This window comes from Priestia sp. P5 (assembly GCF_029522155.1).
Lineage (GTDB): Bacteria > Bacillota > Bacilli > Bacillales > Bacillaceae_H > Priestia > Priestia megaterium_E.
Genome location: NZ_JAKWFJ010000001.1, coordinates 2,071,876 through 2,092,405 on the forward strand (window position 1 = coordinate 2,071,876; position 20,530 = coordinate 2,092,405).

The window sequence follows — 20,530 nt, forward strand, 5'->3', positions numbered from 1 at the left end:
TGAAAATAATTGTGGATTTTTTGAGGCTCTCATAGAAGTAGTCGTGATCAAATGGTAAATGTTGATTCAATTAATTATAAAAAGGGGATACGAATGAAGAAGATCGTAGAATTATTTCATGATATAGATTGTACGTTGTCTCCCATGATAAGTTTTTATAGCGCTTTATCAGATCAAAAATTTTTAAAAGTCTTACACTATTTTTCAGAGGAAACTGGTTATGGAAATGAGTACCACATTTGTACATTTTCAGGTGACTTAGAGCCGTGGGAAGAGGGTTATGTTGAAAACGGAATTGAATTTCTAGACGGTACGGGTGACACTGACAAAAGTGTTATTGTCGATTATGAAACGTTTTTAACTTACTTGAACAAAATCTGCCGCGTATATATTGAAGATCATGCCCATGATAAAGAAAAAGTGATGGCTCTTTTACATAAAATTAAGCAAAATTATAGTAATGAAGACTAGTAGGAGTATATAAAGAAGCAACGAATCGAGTCTTGCTATAGACAATAAGCTCCCCACACTACAGCGCATTACACCAAGCAAAGAGACGATATACCTTGGAGAGAATTCTACAAGGTAGAAAGTAGAGGGAAAACGAAAAATGGAAATAACTCAAATGACAAAAGCTATTAGAGGTGCTATAAAAGGTGGTCACTTAAATAAAGTAAGAGACTTATTTGAGAAAAATCCAGAAATGTTAACATGGATCACACCTTTTGGCACATGGCTACATGTAGCGGCAGCTCATGGTCATTTAGAAATTGTACAATACCTTATTCGTGCTGGAATAGATGTGAATGCACAAGGAGGAACTTTTTCTACCAATGCCTTAGAAAGAGCGGCTGCAAAAGGACATATAGATATTGCTAAGTATCTTATTAACCATAATATTGAAATTGATATCAGTGAACCAGATAGAAATCCGCTGTTTGCTGCCATATATAACGGTCATTTTGAGATGGTTAAACTGTTAGTTGAGAATCATATTAATATATCGATTACATACTCTGGTGAAAATATGAAAGAGATGGATGCCCATGAATTTGCGATTGAACGAGGACAAATAGAAATTGCTGAATATTTAAAACGACAGCTCAATGGAAAAGTACAAAAGAGAGTGCTTGAAGACTAATAAAAGCAAGGAGGTCCACCTCATGCTAGAACCCATATATGCTGAAAACGTAATTGTCGGAGTGATACATAAAAAGCAGTTTCAATGGTATGTGACCGACCGAGAGCTATGGTATTTGGATTATGTGAAGTTTGCACAAGCTTTTGAAAATGAAGGTGATTCAGCCGTTGACGAGTACATTGAACCTGAACGAAAAGGGATCGAAGTTCTTAGCAGTGAAAATGCTGAGCTTTTTTTACAACGTATAGAGTCGTATCAAGCAGACACAGCTACTCTTTTAAAGCTGTTTGAAAATAAAATAGAAAGCGTAGATGAAGAAGATGTATTAGACTTTAGCCCTTCGTTTTTAGTGGACTTTGATCAAAAAACGTTCTACTCACTGTTTCCTGAACCGGCTTCATTTGAAGAATATGTTCCAAGTGATTGGAAAGGAACGTATAAAGACTTTACAGGTTTGATTCCAGAAACAGAAAAGTATTGGGTAAATAAGGACGGAGAAAATTTATTTGAGCTGTGAAAGCAAACAGGGCATGGAGGGATAACGATGTTTCGTGTTCAAACATTCATTAAGCGTCCAGATATTTTGATTACCGATTTATCATCTCTATATGAAAAGGAATCGCACTATTTTATCGAGATATCGAACGAAGAAGAACTCATTCGTTACGGTAATCAGCTTGATTTTACTTATCTTGAAGGAGCTATTAAGCTTGACTACTACGGTGAGTCGCTTCTTGATGTATCTGCATGGGATGTTATAGATGGGATGTGGCTTTATTTGTTGAATGCAATGGAGAATTTAAAAGAGACCGGGTATGGAGAGATGGATTTTCCAAATCAAGCGTTAGTATTAACCTTAAAATCGGCTTCTGAACAGTTTATACTATATACCTTGCATACATCTCCTCCCGTAAAAGCAGTGCTTCCGAAACAAGACTTTTTTATGATGGTGTTAGGAGGAGCGGAGCAGTTTTTTAAAACCATGGAGAGATGTTTTAAAGGGAACTTTCAGTATTTCAGTGAAATTAAACGTATTAAAGCGTTAAAAAGGCAGTAAGGAAGACGAGGTTACTAGTAAAAGACTACAGGGACTATGGCCACATTGTGACGGCAAGTGTAATTACTCGGCGTGCGCTTCCTTTTTCGAGCTGTTGTCCGATAGTACTTGATGTTTGCACCCAATTCACTTCATCCGGATAATTTGTAATGACTCCGTCGCTTTTTGTTTTCCACAAAAATGAAGCAGGAAGCCGCTTGGTTCCAGACCACGGCGATATTTTCATTCCGGCAGAATGGACTTGGTGGATGAGAGTGGGCGTTAGTATGTCATAAGACGGGTTAAAGTAAGTGGCAAAAGCGGCGAATTGCTGAATTGAGTTTGGGTTTGTATCTCGCTGTGAAGAAGTTAGTATGCCTATAGGAACATTTGGGAGAAGCTCATGCATTTTTTTCATGGATGAAACGTTAAAAGACTGAATGATAACGTGATTGACCTGTCGCTTGTTGATTTCAAAAGCTACTTTTTTTTCAATTCCGGGATAAAGTTCTGGGGCTTTTAACTCTATTAATATACCGATTTTTCCTTGAAATTCATCTAACACTTGCGAAAGAGTCGGGACTTTTTCATTCGCAAAAGAATCCCCTTTCCAGCTTCCTGCGTCCAAGCGCTGAAGCTCCGCGTACGTTAACTCTCGAATGTGTCCGCTTCCGTTTGTTGTTCGGTCTACGGTACGGTCATGCATAATAACGAGTACACCGTCTTTGCTTTGCTGCACGTCAAGTTCAATGTAATCTGCATTCATTTCTAGCGCTTGGTGAAAAGCAGCCATTGTATTTTCAGGTGCGTAAGCGGAGGCTCCTCGGTGCGCGATGTTCGTAAGTTTTTCTTCCGTGCGTGCAAAAGCAGAAGAGGCAATTGAACAGCATAACAAGGCGACTGCGCTTAGACCAGCTAAATATTTTTTCATCACATTTCTCTCCTATGCGTTGGTATAGAAATAGCGTAACGAAAAAATGTGATGCTGATATAGAGAAAGTGTGTAGAAAGCGTTGACATTTCGTAAAGAAAAATAGGGATTTTTTCATGGCGATGTTTACAAAAAATGCGTAAACGAATAGGAATTTTAATCAAACGTTAAGGAAACAGCGCTATAATAAAAGGTGTGAAAAAAAGAATAGGAATTTCTTAGAAAATAGTTGTATAATAGGTGAGTCAGTCAATGAAAGGAATGGAACATGGATATTCAGTACATACATACGTTTACGATGCAAACAAAAGAGGAGTGCCGGACGCTTCAGCAAAAGCTAAAAGCACAAATTGATTTAACATCAGGCGTCAAAATGACGCATATACATAACTGTGCTGGTGTTGATGTTGCGTATTGGGAAGAAAACGGCATATCTTACGGAGCTTGCAGCATTGTAGTGGTTGATTATCAGACGAAAAGCATTGTGGAAAAAGTGCACAGTGTAGGAGAAGTAACGGTTCCTTATCTTCCTGGGTTTCTAGCTTTTCGAGAGCTTCCTTTAATTCTTGAAGCGGTTAAAAAACTTCAAATAGAGCCCGATGTGTTTTTATTTGATGGCAACGGATATTTGTACTATGAGCACATGGGAGTAGCCACACATGCTTCGTTTTTTCTCAATAAACCTACCGTTGGAATTGGGAAAAGCTATTTAAAGATCAAAGGACATGATTACGTTATGCCTGAAGATACAGAGGGCGCTTATGAAGATATTGTGATTGATGGCGAAGTTTATGGTAGAGTAGTAAGGACAGCCAAAGGGGTAAAGCCTATTTTTCTGTCGTGCGGAAACTATATTGATTTGGACATGTCGTATCAGCTCATGATGCATTTTATTTCAAAAGAAAGTAAGCTTCCGATTCCAGTCCGCCTAGCAGATCTGCATACGCATGAGCTGAGGAAAAGGTACCGCCAGTCAACAGGGAAGTAAGCTGTTCATAATGAGTTCATAGTTTCCTTTTATACTGATGGTTGGAATATAGTAGTAGTGTAAAATTATTAAAGAATGAGTAAGGTGATTAAAGGTGAGTTCATTTGTTGCGAGTATATTGGATTTTTTAACGAGCCTTGGCTATTTAGGTATTGCGCTCGGCTTAATGATTGAAATCATTCCAAGTGAAATTGTACTAGCCTACGGGGGGTATATGATTTCTCAAGGCATGATTAGTTTTCCAGGAGCAGTCATTGCCGGAATTATTGGCGGAACGATTGCACAGTGGTTTTTATATTGGATTGGAGCCTACGGAGGACGTCCGTTTCTTCAAAAATACGGCAAGTACTTATTCATTCATGATAAGCATATTGATCTTGCGGAAAACTGGTTTAATAAATACGGCGCGGGTGTGGTTTTCTCCGCTCGTTTTGTCCCGGTTGTTCGACATGCGATTTCGATCCCTGCAGGTATTGCTAAAATGCCGTTTTGGAAGTTTACGTCTTTAACCGTGTTAGCGATGATTCCTTGGTCGATTTTATTTATTTACTTAGGCGGAAAGCTAGGCGAGAACTGGGCGAACATTGAAGACGTAGCAAGCAAATATACGCTTCCGTTTGTGGTTGCGGCATTTGTGATTATTGTTCTTTATTTCGTATTCAAACGCACGCGTACAAAGCGCGTATAAGATCGTTTTTGGACTAAAAGCATGGCAAAAAGCCATGCTTTTTTTGCATGCGTAATCAGAAGCTCTTTTATTTGCTCATGACTTCTTCAAGTGCTATTATTTTTCATACGCACTAAAAAAGGAGACGATTTAACGTGGTACAAGAAATTGTATTAAATGATATGCCTATTCAAATTTACAGCTATGAACAAGAGATTGTAAAAGGCAAAACAAAAGTTTCAGTTGATTTTAAAGTAACAAGTGAGGAATATCATGATATTACTACACTTTTATATAAAGGTACTTTTCATGTAAATGTCCCGGAAGAAGATCTCGATTTTCAAGGAACGATTCATCAGTACTCTACGTCTTTTACAAATTTATATGAAAAAGGCCAGGTAGGGGATTTTTCATTAAGTTTAATTGAAGTGAACGAATAAGGAGCAGATGCGTGATGAAAGTAAGTATACTCGACCAATCGCCCGTTTCATCCCATCAGACCCCAGCGGAAGCGTTAGAAGCATCGATGCAGCTGGCCAAAGCGGGTGACAAGCTTGGCTATGAGCGCTACTGGATTGCAGAGCACCATGATTTGTCTGGACTTGCCTGTTCGGCTCCTGAAGTGATGCTTGGCTATATCGGCGCACAAACTAATAGAATTCGAATTGGATCGGGAGCGGTGCTGCTGCCTCACTACAAGCCGTATAAAGTAGCTGAAACGTATAACATGCTCGCAACGCTGTTTCCAAGGCGCGTTGATTTAGGGATTGGGCGCGCACCGGGTGGATCGGCTGAAGCAACAAATGCGCTGTCGAATAATTTTTTACAGCAAGTATTTAAAATGCCTGAACTTGTTAAAGAGCTTCTGCAGTTTTTAGACGATAAATTTCCGGCTGAACATGAGTACGCAAAGCTTTCAGCTTCGCCGCTGCCGCCTGTCTCTCCGGAACCTTGGCTGCTTGGCACAAGTAAAAAAAGTGCCGAGCTCGCCGCTAGAAACGGAATAGCCTATACGTTTGGACAGTTTATGAGTGAACAAGATGGTTCAGCTATTATTGATCAATACAAACAGGCATTTCAGCCAAGACGGACCGGTGATCAGCCCTATGCGATTGTCACTGTATCGGTCATTTGCGCTGAAACAACGGAGCAAGCCCATCGCATCGCAACGAGCTCACTCGTATGGAAAATTCAGCAGGATAAAATGGAAGCAAAAGGTGTGCCTTCTATTAAAGAAGCGGCCAGCTATCCACTGACAGAAGAAGAAGAGAAAAAAATGAAGAAGATGAAAGAAGCCATGATTATCGGAAACCCGGAAGAAGTACACGTCCGTCTTCAAGAAGTTCAAGCACGCTACGGAGTGGATGAACTCATGCTTGTCACTATTACACACGATCCGGCTGACCGATTAAAATCATATGAGCTTGTCGCAGAGAAATGCAAAAAATAAGAGCCAAATGTCGGCTCTTATTTTTTATGCCCGTAATAGTACTCAAATAAGTGCTGAAATGCTTCTATAGCACGTGAAAAAGAAGCGGCGTCTTGGTGGTGGTCCTCTATTAACCAGCACGTGGCTAGTACAGAATGAGCGTATCCCCACAGTAAGATTCGTTTTTTACTTAGGTTTAATTCTTCGACAAATATATTGATTCGATGGTCAATTGTCTCTGCCACGTTTGTCTTAGGCAGATGATTTAAAAGAAAAGGGATAATTTCGTACTCTTTTTCTCCAATCAACCCTTTTGGATCAATTATTTTCCACGCTTCACCAGACTGTAAGATGTTATCATGATGCAAATCGCCGTGAAGCAAAAAAAGCTGCTGAGAAGTCCGGTTTAATTCAGAGAAAACGGATAGTGCGTGTTGAAGCGTTTCAGAAGAAAGAAAATCAATACCGCTTGGATACATTTGTGTATACTCTCGAAGCTGTTTCTCTCTTTTAATGGCTGTTTCGATAGTGGAGTCCGAGTGAGGCATGCGCCATAGAGATTTCATAAGCCTAGCAGCGATTAACGTAGCTCCGGCTTTAGTTGATAAAAAGGAAAGCGGGCATCCGGGAGACAGCTTTTCGAGCAGTAAAATGCCTTTTTCAGCATCGCTGTCCACTATTTTTACCGTGTTCTCACCGGCTAGTGCTGTCAGTGCTTCTTGCTCATGAAGCAGCTCTGAAGGCTCTACAAAGAGTTTTACAACTAGTTCGCTTCCATCTGCTTTATGCGCAGGAGCAACAAAGTGGTAAGAAAGGGGAAAGTGACTGTAAATGTTGATACGCCAGCGCTCTTCACAGTAGCGAATCAGCTGAGGAAAGTCAGCTAACCACTTTTGGCCTTTATGAGAGTGAAGGTGAGTAATCGTATCACAAAACGTTTGAGGCAGCGTATACATGCGTTTGTCTCCTTTGTTGTTTCCAATTTTTTCTGATAAACTCATCATATACAGCCTACATAGAATCTGTAAAGAAGGAGGAGATCCTATATATGAAGAAAAAGAAGGTGAAATCCCCTTGGGCTCTCGCGGGGTTTCCGCTTTATATCATTGGGTTTTCACTTTTACTTGCTGGAAGCGCACCGGAGTGGCTAGAAACAGTGAGTAAAATCATGATTGTTCTTGGAGTCATTTTGCTTATCATTGCAGGAATTGATCTTAAAAAACGAAAAGAATCAGTACAAGCCTAAAAAACTGCCGTTTGGCAGTTTTTTTATTTGGAGAAAGGGTAACAAGATAACTAGATAAAAATGTTGAATTATTATTCTTTTTGATGTATAAATATAATATAGAAAGCAACGGTATTGAGAGGAGAATGAACGTGTCCTACGTAATAAAAAAAGAGGTTCCGCCATTTGAGCAGTTTGCTGATCTGCATGAAGCGAGCGGATTACATAAAAGTAAAAAAGGAAATTATACAAAAGAGCAGCTGTTTGAAGCCGCAGCCAACAGCTGGTTTAGAGTCGGTATTTATGACAATGAACGATTAATTGCATTTGGCCGTATGATTTCAGATGGAATTTATCAAGCGCTTATTTGCGACGTGATGGTTGATCCCACATATCAAAACAAAGGGCTTGGAAAGCAAATTATTCAAGAGCTGTTGACGAAATGCCAAGAAAGCGGAATTGAATCGATTCAGCTATTTGCAGCAAAAGGAAAGCATCATTTTTATAAAAAATTAGGGTTTCAAGAAAGAGAAGAAGACGCGCCAGGCATGTCGCTTGTTATGTAAAAAAGCTCAGTGATCAATCATACTCACTGAGCTTTTTGTATTATGCCGTTTTTAAAACCGTACTTTTTTGGACTAAATTCCAAGCAACTTTTACTAAATAAACAACAAGCAAAACGTTTAGCATCGACGTAGCAAACATAGAAAACGGATAGGACGTACTGTTTTGCATGCTGCTGTCACCGTATAAAACAAAAAAAGTGTTCATAAAAATACTGATGCTAAATCCAAGAGATAAGTAAAGCAAGTTTTTGTCTTTTAAATAAATATAAGCGAGCAAAGCAAGCGCTGCTGCTGGAAATAAGTAGCGTTCATGCATGCTTGAAGAAAACGTAAATACTCCGGAAATTTGAATAAGCGCTGCAAGAGCGGCGTATTTAAAGCTCCGTCCTTTTATATAAATAAGCCAAGAAAAAATAGTTGTCGCGACGATAAAAATAAGTCCCCACGTATGATAGCTGAAAAACAGCAGCGTTGCAGAGCTGTCTTTATAGTTTGCGCCTATTAAACTAAAAAAGTTATAGGCGTTAACAGAGGCATACGGGTACTCTCCAATGGTGGATGAAAATAAATCGATAATCCACGTTGGATTTTTTCCAACTGAAAAAGGCAGTAAAATCACCGCAGCAGTGAAAGCCGCCGTTAAAGCAATGCCGAAGAAATGTTTCACTTGCTTTAGGCGAATGAGTTCGAAAAACAAAATGGGCAGGATAATAATCGCCTGCGGCTTCATTAAGACCGCTGCTGTAAAAATAACGGCCGACGCGTAAATTCTTTTTTCCGTAATCATTACAATCGCTAGGACAATAAGCAAAGTGAAAAATGAATCGACTTGTCCCCAAAACGTTGAATTAACTAAAATGGCCGGATTAAATAAATACCCAATTGCTAACAGATATGCAAAAGAAGGTGCCAAGTATTTACGAGCTAAACGATAGAGTAAATAAGATGTGACGACATCTGCTAAAATAGGCGGGATTTTAATCAACAGCGAAAAATACTGCTGAAAATCCGGTAAACTGCCAACTTTCCCAACGATAAACAAGATATAAATATAAAACGGCGGATAATCGCTTCCGCTTTTAGCATAGAAATTTGAAAAATGATTAGCCGCAACCGATGCCCAGTTTTTGAAAAGAGATGCATCCATATGAGAGCCTACCCACGGAATCAGTGCAATCCGGATAAATAGTCCAGTGCCAAGTAATGACCATAAAATAACGCGAGAATGCCCTATCGAATGATGCCATTTCTTTTTCTTTGATAACCCGTAAACGAAAGCTGCTGCTATAAAAAAGCCCACCGTATAAAGAGCGAGCGGCGCTTCATAGTCTTTATTAGCTCCTTGACTTCCGGCACCGTTATCCATAGATAGATTATGAAAAGGCGTTACGTGTTCTCCGGAATTGCTGGGTGAAGCGGGACCGTTTCCTGAAGGAAGACGATGATCCCACGAATTATTATCAGAAGCAGATATACCATTCGTAATCTTTTTTAACTGATGACTTTCTTGAATCGAAAATAAATGTTCTTCTCCTTTGTAGTGTGATAGTGAAACGATACTGAAAACCAATGCTAAAAGAAAAGCAGCCGTTACGATAAAAGCCGTTCTTTTTTGTAGTATGTTCATATAAAATCCTCCGATGACAATGTATCGAATAAGTAGTAGTGTGTATCCATACTATAAGGGGAGTTAGTGAAAATAAAGTGAAACTTCGTTAATAAAGAGCTAATGAGCACATAAAAAAGCAAGGTCTTGGTAGACCTCGCTTTTGGTACTGCTTATAGTACAGCATCAAACTTATTTACTTTCCACTGTGAACCAGATTTATAAAATGTAACGGTGCGTTTTACACTTCCTCCGTCAACTGTTGGAACCGTAAATTGATAAGAGCGAACATCGGCACGTTGATAAGTTAGTTTTGCTTTTGCTTTGTTCCACTCTAGCATGCTGAATCCGTCACCGACAGGACGAGCAAGCTTTCCGTTATATGTGATGTAGCGATAATTTGTTAATCCTTTTTGAATAGCACTGTTTGTAAACGTTTCAGATAAGTAGCTTACTAGTTTGCTTTTTGTATTAAAATCCTGACAAAGATATGAGTACTGAGTGCCTTTATAATTAAATGTTTTTTGAGTACATAAATTACCTTTAGATCCATGAAGTGCATTCCAGAAATGGTTGCTTGCGTTTGCTGCAATTTTTACCGCATTAGTCGTTGATAGATTTTGTGATGCTGCTTGAGCTGTAACTCCTGTGCTTAGTGAAAAGAAAAGAGCAAGTGATGCTAAGATTATTCCAAATTTTTTCATTTCCATTTCCCTCCTACTCATTCATTGAAATATATGTAACATTCATGCTGTTAATATTACAATTGTTACATTTATATTACAATACTTCTTTAAAGAAATAAAGAGTATTTCTTATATATGTTTGAATTATTCCCGTATTTTCTTAAATAAAACGTAGAATTAAAAGAAAACATATAAACAGTATGTCAATTATGTGTCACATATTTCGTCGCTTTACAAGTTCGTATATAATAGGAATAAATCGATCAATATGCTGATTTAGATAAATAGGTCAGGCACAAAAGGAGAACGTAAACTAATGGGTGTTTCAGAAGTGACATCAGGAATTATTATTACCACTGCCGTAATTGCTATTGTAATTATTACAGTTGGTGTTTTGGCTACAATGATTGCAATTGCGAAGAAAGCAAATAAAAAGTAAGTGTGTAGAGGAGAGTTAGTATAATAACTAATTCTCTTTTTTTTGAAAAAAACCTATTATTATTTTTATAATAAAAATGCATAAATAACGCGTGCATTATTCATAGAAAAAAGCAGGAAATTTACGTTTTGAAGCTAATAGATACATAAGGCAAGCTGCGCACTTTCATTACAAAAACAATGGAAGGGGTTCTAACAGACTTCAAGTGATATCGCCTATTTTATGTCATAATGAATGATATTCATTAACACAGCATCTTAGACGCACTTTATAACCAAATAATGAGGAGAGTGGTTGAGTTGCAACGACAAAAAGTAGCAGTGAATGGAGAAAGGTTAAAAAATACGCTTGAACGATTTGCCGATTATGGACGAACACCTAATAACGGTGTAACCCGCTTAGCGCTGTCAGAAGAAGACCGCTTAGCACGAGACTATTTTTGTTCATGTTGCCGTGACCTTGGAATGGATATTAAAATCGACGATCTTGGATGTATTTACGCTACGCTTGAAGGACTAGAAGATAAGCCGCCTGTTGTGATTGGCTCACACATGGACAGTGTAAAAAAAGGCGGAAGGTTTGATGGAATCCTCGGTGTAGTTGCAGGGTTAGAATTAGTAAGAACGCTAGTTGAACATAATATTAAACCGAAGGTACCGATTACGATTGTTAACTTCACCAATGAAGAAGGAGCACGTTTTGAGCCTTCTATGATGGCTTCAGGTATTTTATCGGGGAAATTTCAAAAAGACGTTATGATGAAGAAGACGGATGTTGACGGCGTGACGTTTGAGCAAGCGCTCCAAGCATGCGGATATGAAGGTGATACGAGGAACCGTCTGACGGACGCTTCTGCATTTGTGGAATTACATATTGAGCAAGGGCCTATTCTAGAACGAGAAGCGAAATCAATCGGTGTAGTCGAGTGCGTGCTAGGAATGGTATGCTATGAAATTGAAGTTACCGGTGAGTCAGATCATGCCGGCACGACGCCGATGGATATGCGAAAAGACGCGCTTTTTGCAACTAATAATTTAATTGCCGAAGCTCGTCACGAGCTCGGCAGATTAGATTCAAATTTAGTCTATACAATGGGGCGTATGAACGTACTGCCTAATATTCATACTGTTATTCCAAATAAAGTTATTTTTTCACTTGAAGCGAGACATACCGATGAAGACGTCATTGCATCCGTGGAAAAGATCATTCAGTCACTGCCTGATCAAGCGGAGCTGTTAGAAGGCTGCGAAGTGCGGGTGACCAAGCTTTGGGGACGCGATACCGTGTGGTTTGATAAAACCGTTTGCGATGAAGTGGAAGAATCTGTTCGTTCGCTTGGGTATTCCTACAAGCGAATGGTCAGCGGAGCTGGACATGACGCACAGTTTTTAGCTAGCTATATTCCGACGGCTATGATTTTTATTCCGAGCGTAAACGGAAAAAGTCACTGTGAAGAAGAGTTCACTCCTTGGGAAGAATGCGAAAAAGGTGTAAATGTACTGTTAGAGACGGTGATTAAGTTAGTTCAGAAGTAACAGGACCAAAGAGTAAACCTTAGAGGTTTGCTCTTTTTTAGTGCTTAGAAAGACTGCGAACTATCACATTGAACTTTTGGTTTATTATGGATACAATAAATGAGAAGCATCCGGATGGGTGTGAAAAAAGGATGTGAAAAAAAGTGAGATGTTCTCACTTAAAGAAATGAAAATTACTATTATTATTGCAGATGATAATTCGTTTATTCGAGAAGGAATGAAAATTATATTAAATACATACGAGGAATTCGACGTTGTCGCTACTTTAAAAGATGGTCAGGAAGCCGTTCAATATTGCAAGAATCATTCCGTCGATATTGCACTGTTAGATGTAAGAATGCCTGTTATGGACGGTGTAGAGGCTACAAAGCTTATTTCAGAGTCAACGAAAGCAAAGCCGCTTATTTTAACTACGTTTGATGACGATGAATATATTATTGATGCTGTAAAAAACGGAGCTAAAGGCTACTTGTTAAAAAATACAGAGCCAGAGCGCATTCGAGACGCAATCAAAAGCGTGTTCAACGGACATACGGTGCTGCAAGATGTTGTGCTTGATAAAATTAAATCAAGTTTAAACGCTGCAACTGAGCGCGAGTCCAAAGCGGATATGACACAGTTTACCGAGCGTGAAACGAGCATTATAACGCTGATTGCCAAGGGGCTTTCAAATAAAGAAATTTCTAAAACGCTTTTTATTTCAGAAGGTACCGTAGCAAACTATATTAGTTCGATTTTAAGTAAAACGGGACTTGAGCACCGTACTCAAATTGCTATTTACTATTTAACCGGTAAAGGGAAGTAGGACTATGGAAGTCGGATTAATGATGACCAAGCTCATCCTCATGCTGTTTTTGGCTATTACGTACATTCAGTTTAATTATGTACACTCGATTTCAGCTATTGTGTTAGCACTGCTTCTTTACAGCTGTGTTAATATCGCCGCGTCTATTGTGAAAAAGAGCGCGTTCAAGCGCATGCTTATTGCTTTTTCAATTGTCCTTATTCTATATTGTGCGTATGAACTTCATCCTTTGTTTTTTCTTCTTTTGCCGCTAAACCTTTGTGAGCTTATTGGAGAATTAGTCATAAAAAAATGGATGCTGCTCCTTGTTGTTTTGCTTCCAGTGATGCTTGTTCCCTCTGATAGTAGCGCTCTGTATGTGTTAGTTGCTGCGTTTACTTTCTTTATTTATACAGGAGCAGCTATCTATCAAAAGCGGACAATCAATTATGAACAAAAGCTTGATGAAATGAGAGTAAGTATGCAAAAGCTGCAAAAGCACGTGAATGAAAATAAAGAGTATGTGAGACAGTCTCAATATGCTTCAAAATTAGAAGAGCGAAATCGACTATCGCAGGAAATTCATGATAAGATTGGTCATTCAATGACAGGAGCGCTTATTCAAATGGAGGCAGCAAAGCACGTAATGAAGCAAGACGAGGAAAAAGCGCTGTCTCTTCTTCAAAATGCGATTACGATTTCGAAAGAAGGCATTGAAGAAATTAGGTTAACGTTAAAAAGTATAAAGCCTCCCGCTGAGCAAATAGGAATCAGCCGTCTTAAATTATTTATTGGTGAATTTGAGGCTAAGCATAGTATCGCAATGCCTCTTGTATACAAAGGGAATTTAGATCTTATCACGCCTCTTCAGTGGAAAATTATCCATGAAAATATAACAGAAGCTATTACGAATGCTTTGAAATATGCAGAAGCAACGATGATTGCCATTGAGCTTCACGTACTAAATAAAATGGTTAAAGTAGAAGTGAAAGACAATGGAAAAGGCGCTCACTTGTTTCAAAAAGGACTTGGCATAGCAGGAATGGAAGAGCGCGCTGCTTCCATTAACGGAACGGTGATTGTCGACGGTACAAACGGATTTTCTGTTACCACACTGCTGCCGATAGGTGAGAAACTTCATACGTAAATAATGAGATTTCTCATGGGGAAAAGGTGAACTTATGCACTGACGTAAGTTTGCCTTTTTTTCATAAAATAAGGATATACCAACACACTAGAGGTGAAATGATGAACGTATTATCCATTCAAAAATTAACAAAGAAATTTGGAGATTTTATTGCGGTAGATAATTTATCTTTACAAGTAGAAGAAGGAGATATATTTGGATTTTTAGGAACAAACGGAGCAGGAAAAAGCACAACGATTCATATGGTAGCTAGTCTTCTTCAAAGCAACAGCGGCGATATTGAAGTACTTGGGAAAAATATAAAGAAACACCGAAATTTCGCAAAGATGAACATCGGAATTGTTCCGCAGGACTTAGCGATTTATGAAGATTTGACAGCCTATGAAAATGTGAAGTTTTTTGCAGGACTCTACGGATTAAGAGGCTCACTGCTTAACGAACGAGTGGAAGAAGCTTTAGCATTTGTAGGGCTTTTGGATAAACAAAAGGCGTATCCGAAAAGTTTTTCAGGAGGAATGAAAAGAAGGCTAAATATCGCATGCGCAATTGCTCATCGCCCAAAGCTTATTATAATGGATGAACCGACGGTGGGCATTGATCCTCAGTCGCGAAACTATATTTTAACATCTGTAAAAAAGCTAAATGAAATGGGAAGCACAATCATTTATACGAGTCACTATATGGAAGAAGTAGAAGAGGTATGTACAAAGATTGCGATTATTGATCACGGCAAAATTATTGCTGAAGGAACAAAAGAGCAGCTGAAAGCGATTATCACCGATACAAAAGATATTTGGATTGAAGTAAAAGAAGCAGACGACATAGATTGCAGCGGTCTAAAAGAAATTCCAGGCGTAACAGCCGTTACGTATGAAGATGGAATCATTAAAATTAATTCAAGCGCCGAAGTAAATAACTTGAACAAAGTCATTCATTATTTAATGACGCATCATATCGAAATTAAAGCAGTTAAAGAACAAGCCCCTAATTTAGAGACAGTCTTTCTCACGCTGACAGGGCGCAGTTTAAGAGATCTATAAAAGAAAGGAGGAATAACGAATGAATATTATTGCAATTGCTTTGAAAGAAATGAAAAGTGATCTACGAGATAAGCGTGCATTTATTTTTATGATTCTCTTTCCGCTAGCTCTTGTCCTTATTTTAGGAACAGCTTTGTCTCAAGCTTTTAATAACGACATGACGATAGACGATAGCTATGTTCTCTATAAAATCGACACGAGCAATGAACAATCTGCCGCATTTAAGCAGTTTGCTGCAAACGCAGAAAAATCCGGCATTCACTTTAAAGCGTTGAAAAAAGATCAGGATGGAAAAAAAGAAGTAAAAGAGCAGCGTTATACAGCTTATGTAGAAGTGAAAGACGGAGGCATTGATCTCTACGGAAATGAAGAAAACAGCATTGAATTTAACATGGTGCAAGGTATGTTAAGCACGTTTACGGATAAGTATAACGTGGCTATGGAAGTGGCAAAAGTAAATCCTCAGCAAGTGGAGAATCTGCTGCGTGCGTCTAAGCATGACTATATTCAAGAAACATCCCTTCATTCTCAAAAACAGCCAAATTCAATAGACTATTACGCTATTTCAATGACAACCATGATTGTTTTGTACGGATCTATCTCAGCGAGTTATTTAATTAGAGGAGAGCGTATGCGAAATACGGCCAATCGATTAGTAGCCGCTCCGATTAAAACCGCTGAAATTTTTGTCGGGAAAATTTTAGGTACTGTTTTGGTTCACACTATTTGTGTATTAGTCGTCATTATGTCGACTAAATACTTTTTTGATGCGAATTGGGGAGATCATTTACTCTTAGTACTCGTAATGTTAGTATCTCAAATTCTTTTTGCTATTAGCTTTGGACTAGGAGTTAGCTACCTTACGAAGACAGAAGCGGCGTCAAGAGCAATTATTATGGTTGTTATTCAAGTGTCGTGTATTGTAGGAGGAACCTATTTTCAAAATGGATCTGGAGAGGGCTTCGTCAATGTATCACCTTTAACTTGGATGAATAATGGACTTATTAAATTGATTTATACAAATGATATCGGCGCTTCTCTTTCAGTGATCGGGTTGAATGTAGGCTTCTCTATTTTATTCTTGGGCACAGCCATTGTGCTTTTGAGAAAAAGAGAGGGGTTATAACATGAAAAATATCATGTGGCTTGTCACAAATATGCTGAGAAATATGCTGCTTAGAAACAAAAGGACGCTTGTGCTTGTTATTGGTTTGCCTATTGCAGGTATTTTGATGTCCGTTCTTATTTATGGAAACACAGGAGGGACTTCGGTGAATATTGGAGTTGTCAATCACGACTCAACGGATATCACAAAAGACACCGTTCAGTTTTTAAAAGGGCTGCATAAAACAAATGTTAAAATGCTCACTGACAAAGAAGTGGACCATGAAATTACGTCAAAGAAAGTTGATGCTGTTATTACCTTTGAAAAAGGGTTTTCTGAAAGCGTCAAAGCGAACAAACCAGGTCATATTACGATTACTTCAATAAAAGGAGCAGAAGTAACTGGCTTTATTAAGTCTTATTTGTATCAATATATTGATAATGTTTCTGCGCTTAATCAAGCAGCAGGCGGCGACGATGCTGCGTTTAAACAAATGTATGAGAATTATCAAAAAGCGCCATTCCACGTCTCTACGCACGCCCTTGAAGACAAAGGAACCGATCAAAATATTGTCAAGCAGACAATTGGGTATTTAATTATGTTTATGCTTTTTTCTGCCGTAAATCTATCGGCTCTTATCACAAAAGAAAAAGAGCAGCGCACGTATTTTAGACTGCTAGCTTCGCCAGTTAGCGCAAGGCAATACGTGATATCTAATGTTATGACAAATATGATTTTATTAACTTTGCAAGTAATGATTACACTTGTTTGTATTACAACTCTTTTTCACGTAGATATGAACATTCCCGTGTGGCAGCTGTTTTTCATTTTAGTTCTGTTTGGGCTAGTAGCCATCGGCTTGTCGCTTGTAATTATCGCTTTTACAGAAAGTTCAAAAGCAGCGAATGGTCTTCAGACGCTTATCATCACGCCAACTTGTTTACTGTCAGGGTGCTTTTTCCCTCCTGAATTTATGCCGGATGTGATGCAGAAAATAGCTGATTTTCTTCCTCAAACGTGGGTATTAAGCACGTTGAAAAGTGTTCAACAAGGAGCCGCTTTAAGCAGTCTATGGTTAAATATCAGCATTTTACTAGCTTTTGCACTTGTTTTTTTCCTGCTATCGATTTATAAATTAAATCGAAATAATACTGTTCAAAAGTTTATTTAAATGGTAAAGTCAGAGAATACCTCTGGCTTTTTTTGTAATTTTTAAAAAGTTACAAAAAAAGATTGAAAAATATAAGATGAAATTTTAGAATGAAAGAGGAAAGGGGTATACAAAAAGAGAATAAATAGGGGAGAAAAACGAAGTTCATGTTGGTTTTTTGCACAAATAAATGAAATCGCTTACATAAGTCAGCATGAAAAGACGGAAGGAGAGATTGTCAGCGAGATAACAAAGGGGGAAAAAACAGTGGCAATTTATGAATTACTTGTACCACGCACGGTTTTATATGGAGAAGGATCATTTTCTAAAATTGGAGAACAGGCTGCACTGCTTGGGACAAAGGCATTGCTTATAAGTGATGACGTTATGCTGAAAGCAGGCAATGTAGAAGCTTGCCGTCGTTACTTAGCAGAAGCTGGCATGGACTGTGCCGTGTATACAGGCGTAAATTCAGAGCCAACGGATATTCATCTAGATGAAGCGCTTGCCGTATGCAAAACGGAGCAGTGCGATGTGGTTATTGCTTTAGGGGGAGGCAGCTGTATCGATACTGGGAAAGCGGTTGCCGTGATGATGACTAATGAAGGGCATTTACGAACGTATTTTCAAAATCAACAAGATTTTCAAGGTAGCCCTCTTCCTTTGATTGCGGTGCCTACGACTGCCGGAACCGGCTCAGAAGTGACGAAAGCGACAGTTATTACAGACACGGCGTACGATGTAAAAATGATGCTCGCAAGGCCTCAATTATTGCCTGATACAGCCATTGTTGATCCGTTATTAACTCTATCATGTCCAAAACACGTAACGGCAGCTACAGGAATTGATGCACTCAGTCATGCAGTGGAAGCGTATTTGTCTAAAAAAGCACATCCTTTTACAGATTCACTTGCGCTTCAAGCAATTGAGTTAATCATGAAAAATATCCGTCTTGTGTACAGAAATGGAGAAAATGTTCAAGCAAGGAACGAAATGGCCTATGCTTCTATGCTTGCGGGGATGGCGTTTTCAAATTCATCCGTTGCGCTAGTGCACGGTATGTCAAGACCTATTGGCGCGTTATTCCATGTGCCGCACGGTATTTCTAATGCGATGCTCCTGCCTGCGGTTTTGGACTATACAAAAGAGGCTTCAATCGATCGTTTAGGTGAAATAGGACAAGCTCTTTTTCCGAACGTATCATATACAAAAAAAGAAGGAGCAGATGTGTTAATTGAAGCCATTAAGCAGCTTTGTATCGACTTAGAGATTCCTAATCTTCAATCGTGGGGCATTGATCGACAGCTGTTTTACGCGGCGGTTGAGAAAATGGCAGCGGATGCGATTCAAAGCGGAAGTCCTGCTAATCATCCGATCGTACCGACGGCAGAAGAAGTTATTCAGCTTTATTACACGTGCTATGAATATGAGTTTGAGTCTGCACTTTATAAAAAATAAGACAAATTGAATAAGGGATGAAAGGGGAAACGTTATGGATTTGCTGATTATTTTGCTGTCTCTGGGGCTTTTGATGCTGGTTGCTTACCGCGGATTTTCAGTTATTTTGTTTGCTCCACTTTGTGCGCTGCTAGCCGTTATTTTAACGGAACCAAGCTATGCACTCCCGTTTTTCTCAAACGTTTTTATGGAGAAAATGGTTGGGTTTATTAAAAACTACTTCCCTGTCTTTCTATTAGGAGCGGTTTTCGGGAAGATGGTTGAAATGTCTGGAGTCGCTGAGTCGATTGCGAAAACAATTGTTAAAGTCGTAGGGGCTAAACGTGCGATCTTGGCGATTGTTTTAATGGGAGCAATCTTAACCTACAGCGGCGTAAGTTTATTCGTTGTTGCGTTTGCAGTTTATCCGTTTGCAGCTAACTTATTCCGCGAAGCGAATATTCCAAAACGATTAGTACCGGGAACGATTGCATTAGGAGCTATTTCGTTTACCATGGATGCACTTCCGGGTACACCGCAGATTCAAAACGTTATTCCAACGACTTTTTTTAAAACAGACATCTATGCTGCTCCGACACTAGGGATTATCGGATCGGTTATTGTCTTTAGCTTAGGTCTTTGGTATTTAGAAAGCCGAAGCAAAAAAGCAAGAAAAGCTGGAGAAGGCTACTACGGGTTTAATAATGAACTAGCAGCTGCTGCAGAGCTAGAAAAAGAGTCTGTACCTTCTACAGAACCTAAATATGAACCTAGCGTAGCAAGACAGATTTTAGCGTTTGTTCCGCTTGTGCTTGTAGGGGTGGCAAACAAATTTTTTACTGTTTCTATTCCAAAATGGTACCCAGACGGTTTTGATTTTGCCAAAATTGGCCTTGAAGCGTTCGGAAAAGTAGATTTAACCGCAGTTGTTGGTATTTGGTCAGTGGAGTTGGCACTTGTTATTGGAATTATCACAACGATTGCGTATGACTGGAAGAGAGTGACCACCGGTTTCCAAGCGGGTCTTAACGCAAGTATTGGCGGAGCGCTTCTCGCTGCGATGAACACGGGAGCTGAGTATGGCTTTGGAGGCGTTATTTCATCTCTTCCTGGCTTTGCAACCGTTCGCGATGGTATTTCACATACCTTTACAAATCCGCTTGTCAATGGAGCCGTTACGACAAACATTTTAGCGGGTATTACAGGCTCTGCTTCTGGAGGTATGGGAATTGCGCTTAGTGCGATGGGAGATAAGTATGTAGAAGCTATTAATCAGTACAACATTCCTCCTGAAGTTATGCATAGAGTTGTAGCGATGGCATCAGGCGGTATGGATACGCTTCCTCATAACGGAGCCGTTATTACACTGCTTGCTATTACCGGGTTAACCCACAAGCAGTCTTACCGAGATATTTTTGCCATCACTATTATAAAAACGCTTGCATGTTTCTTAATTATTGGAATCTACAGCTTAACTGGACTCGTATAACCAGTAAAGACGTTGAGAAAAAAGTAGTTTCGTTGAAGAAAGATCCGAACGATGAATTGTTCGGATCTTTTTATTGCTGCAGTGATTTAGTTGTATATCAAGATTTTTGCTCTAAAACAGATTCTTTGA

General features: G+C 39.1%; 22 protein-coding genes. 18 read left to right on the forward strand and 4 right to left on the reverse strand.

The window, feature by feature from the left end:
* Positions 1-93: 93 nt before the first annotated feature.
* From cdiI to MMB69_RS11225, 4 genes are all read left to right on the forward strand, one after another.
* Entirely contained in the window at positions 94-471 is a 378-nt protein-coding gene (gene cdiI / locus MMB69_RS11210; protein WP_264407647.1) for a ribonuclease toxin immunity protein CdiI, read from the forward strand.
* Between the two features lie 139 nt (positions 472-610).
* Positions 611-1,141 (forward strand): ankyrin repeat domain-containing protein, encoded by a 531-nt coding sequence (locus MMB69_RS11215; protein WP_264407646.1) that lies wholly within the window; start codon positions 611-613, stop codon positions 1,139-1,141.
* A 22-nt stretch (positions 1,142-1,163) separates the two neighbouring features.
* Entirely contained in the window at positions 1,164-1,658 is a 495-nt protein-coding gene (locus MMB69_RS11220; RefSeq protein ID WP_264407644.1) for a hypothetical protein, read from the forward strand.
* 27 nt (positions 1,659-1,685) lie between these two features.
* Positions 1,686-2,198 carry a hypothetical protein gene (locus MMB69_RS11225; RefSeq protein ID WP_264407643.1) on the forward strand — a complete coding sequence of 171 codons (513 nt, stop codon included), beginning with the start codon at positions 1,686-1,688 and terminating at the stop codon, positions 2,196-2,198.
* 34 nt (positions 2,199-2,232) lie between these two features.
* Here MMB69_RS11225 and MMB69_RS11230 read toward each other — a convergent pair whose 3' ends face one another.
* Entirely contained in the window at positions 2,233-3,108 is an 876-nt protein-coding gene (locus tag MMB69_RS11230) for a glycerophosphodiester phosphodiesterase (RefSeq protein WP_264407642.1), read from the reverse strand.
* 268 nt (positions 3,109-3,376) lie between these two features.
* Between MMB69_RS11230 and MMB69_RS11235 the strand changes: the two genes are divergently transcribed.
* The 4 genes from MMB69_RS11235 (at position 3,377) to MMB69_RS11250 (ending at position 6,213) form a co-directional block, all read left to right on the forward strand.
* Entirely contained in the window at positions 3,377-4,096 is a 720-nt protein-coding gene (locus tag MMB69_RS11235) for an endonuclease V (RefSeq protein ID WP_277447732.1), read from the forward strand.
* Positions 4,097-4,190: 94 nt separating this feature from the next.
* Positions 4,191-4,784, forward strand: coding sequence for an undecaprenyl phosphate transporter UptA (gene uptA / locus MMB69_RS11240; RefSeq protein ID WP_013057365.1), 594 nt, complete (start codon positions 4,191-4,193; stop codon positions 4,782-4,784).
* A 134-nt stretch (positions 4,785-4,918) separates the two neighbouring features.
* The gene (locus tag MMB69_RS11245; RefSeq protein WP_063247850.1) at positions 4,919-5,203 is read left to right on the forward strand and encodes a DUF3219 family protein; all 285 of its coding nucleotides are present in this window, start codon (positions 4,919-4,921) and stop codon (positions 5,201-5,203) included.
* A 14-nt stretch (positions 5,204-5,217) separates the two neighbouring features.
* Positions 5,218-6,213 carry an LLM class flavin-dependent oxidoreductase gene (locus MMB69_RS11250; protein WP_277447733.1) on the forward strand — a complete coding sequence of 332 codons (996 nt, stop codon included), beginning with the start codon at positions 5,218-5,220 and terminating at the stop codon, positions 6,211-6,213.
* Positions 6,214-6,230: 17 nt separating this feature from the next.
* On the opposite strand, the gene MMB69_RS11255 is transcribed toward MMB69_RS11250, so the two are convergent.
* Positions 6,231-7,196, reverse strand: coding sequence for an aminoglycoside phosphotransferase family protein (locus MMB69_RS11255; protein WP_277447734.1), 966 nt, complete (start codon positions 7,194-7,196; stop codon positions 6,231-6,233).
* A 44-nt stretch (positions 7,197-7,240) separates the two neighbouring features.
* Between MMB69_RS11255 and MMB69_RS11260 the strand changes: the two genes are divergently transcribed.
* Both MMB69_RS11260 and MMB69_RS11265 read left to right on the forward strand, forming a co-directional pair.
* Positions 7,241-7,438: a hypothetical protein gene (locus tag MMB69_RS11260; protein WP_277447735.1), complete on the forward strand. Its 198-nt coding sequence runs from the start codon at positions 7,241-7,243 to the stop codon at positions 7,436-7,438.
* Between the two features lie 125 nt (positions 7,439-7,563).
* Entirely contained in the window at positions 7,564-7,983 is a 420-nt protein-coding gene (locus MMB69_RS11265; protein WP_217916018.1) for a GNAT family N-acetyltransferase, read from the forward strand.
* Positions 7,984-8,023: 40 nt separating this feature from the next.
* On the opposite strand, the gene MMB69_RS11270 is transcribed toward MMB69_RS11265, so the two are convergent.
* Entirely contained in the window at positions 8,024-9,610 is a 1,587-nt protein-coding gene (locus MMB69_RS11270; RefSeq protein ID WP_277447736.1) for an MptA/MptB family glycosyltransferase, read from the reverse strand.
* Between the two features lie 152 nt (positions 9,611-9,762).
* A complete protein-coding gene (locus tag MMB69_RS11275) occupies positions 9,763-10,299 on the reverse strand; it encodes an IseA DL-endopeptidase inhibitor family protein (RefSeq protein WP_014459798.1) in 537 nt (178 codons plus the stop codon).
* Between the two features lie 714 nt (positions 10,300-11,013).
* On the opposite strand from MMB69_RS11275, the gene MMB69_RS11280 reads away from it, so the two are divergent.
* The 8 genes from MMB69_RS11280 (at position 11,014) to MMB69_RS11315 (ending at position 20,401) form a co-directional block, all read left to right on the forward strand.
* On the forward strand, positions 11,014-12,249 hold the full coding sequence (locus tag MMB69_RS11280) for a Zn-dependent hydrolase (protein ID WP_277447737.1): 1,236 nt from the start codon (positions 11,014-11,016) through the stop codon (positions 12,247-12,249).
* Between the two features lie 166 nt (positions 12,250-12,415).
* Positions 12,416-13,054 (forward strand): response regulator, encoded by a 639-nt coding sequence (locus MMB69_RS11285; protein WP_277448053.1) that lies wholly within the window; start codon positions 12,416-12,418, stop codon positions 13,052-13,054.
* A gap of 4 nt (positions 13,055-13,058) precedes the next feature.
* Positions 13,059-14,180 (forward strand): sensor histidine kinase, encoded by a 1,122-nt coding sequence (locus MMB69_RS11290; protein ID WP_277447738.1) that lies wholly within the window; start codon positions 13,059-13,061, stop codon positions 14,178-14,180.
* A 101-nt stretch (positions 14,181-14,281) separates the two neighbouring features.
* On the forward strand, positions 14,282-15,220 hold the full coding sequence (locus MMB69_RS11295; RefSeq protein WP_043982960.1) for an ABC transporter ATP-binding protein: 939 nt from the start codon (positions 14,282-14,284) through the stop codon (positions 15,218-15,220).
* A gap of 19 nt (positions 15,221-15,239) precedes the next feature.
* On the forward strand, positions 15,240-16,346 hold the full coding sequence (locus tag MMB69_RS11300) for an ABC transporter permease (protein ID WP_182421586.1): 1,107 nt from the start codon (positions 15,240-15,242) through the stop codon (positions 16,344-16,346).
* A gap of 1 nt (position 16,347) precedes the next feature.
* Positions 16,348-17,496 carry an ABC transporter permease gene (locus MMB69_RS11305; protein WP_277447739.1) on the forward strand — a complete coding sequence of 383 codons (1,149 nt, stop codon included), beginning with the start codon at positions 16,348-16,350 and terminating at the stop codon, positions 17,494-17,496.
* Positions 17,497-17,742: 246 nt separating this feature from the next.
* Positions 17,743-18,933 carry an iron-containing alcohol dehydrogenase gene (locus MMB69_RS11310; protein ID WP_277447740.1) on the forward strand — a complete coding sequence of 397 codons (1,191 nt, stop codon included), beginning with the start codon at positions 17,743-17,745 and terminating at the stop codon, positions 18,931-18,933.
* 34 nt (positions 18,934-18,967) lie between these two features.
* Positions 18,968-20,401, forward strand: coding sequence for a GntP family permease (locus MMB69_RS11315; RefSeq protein WP_277447741.1), 1,434 nt, complete (start codon positions 18,968-18,970; stop codon positions 20,399-20,401).
* Positions 20,402-20,530: the final 129 nt, after the last annotated feature.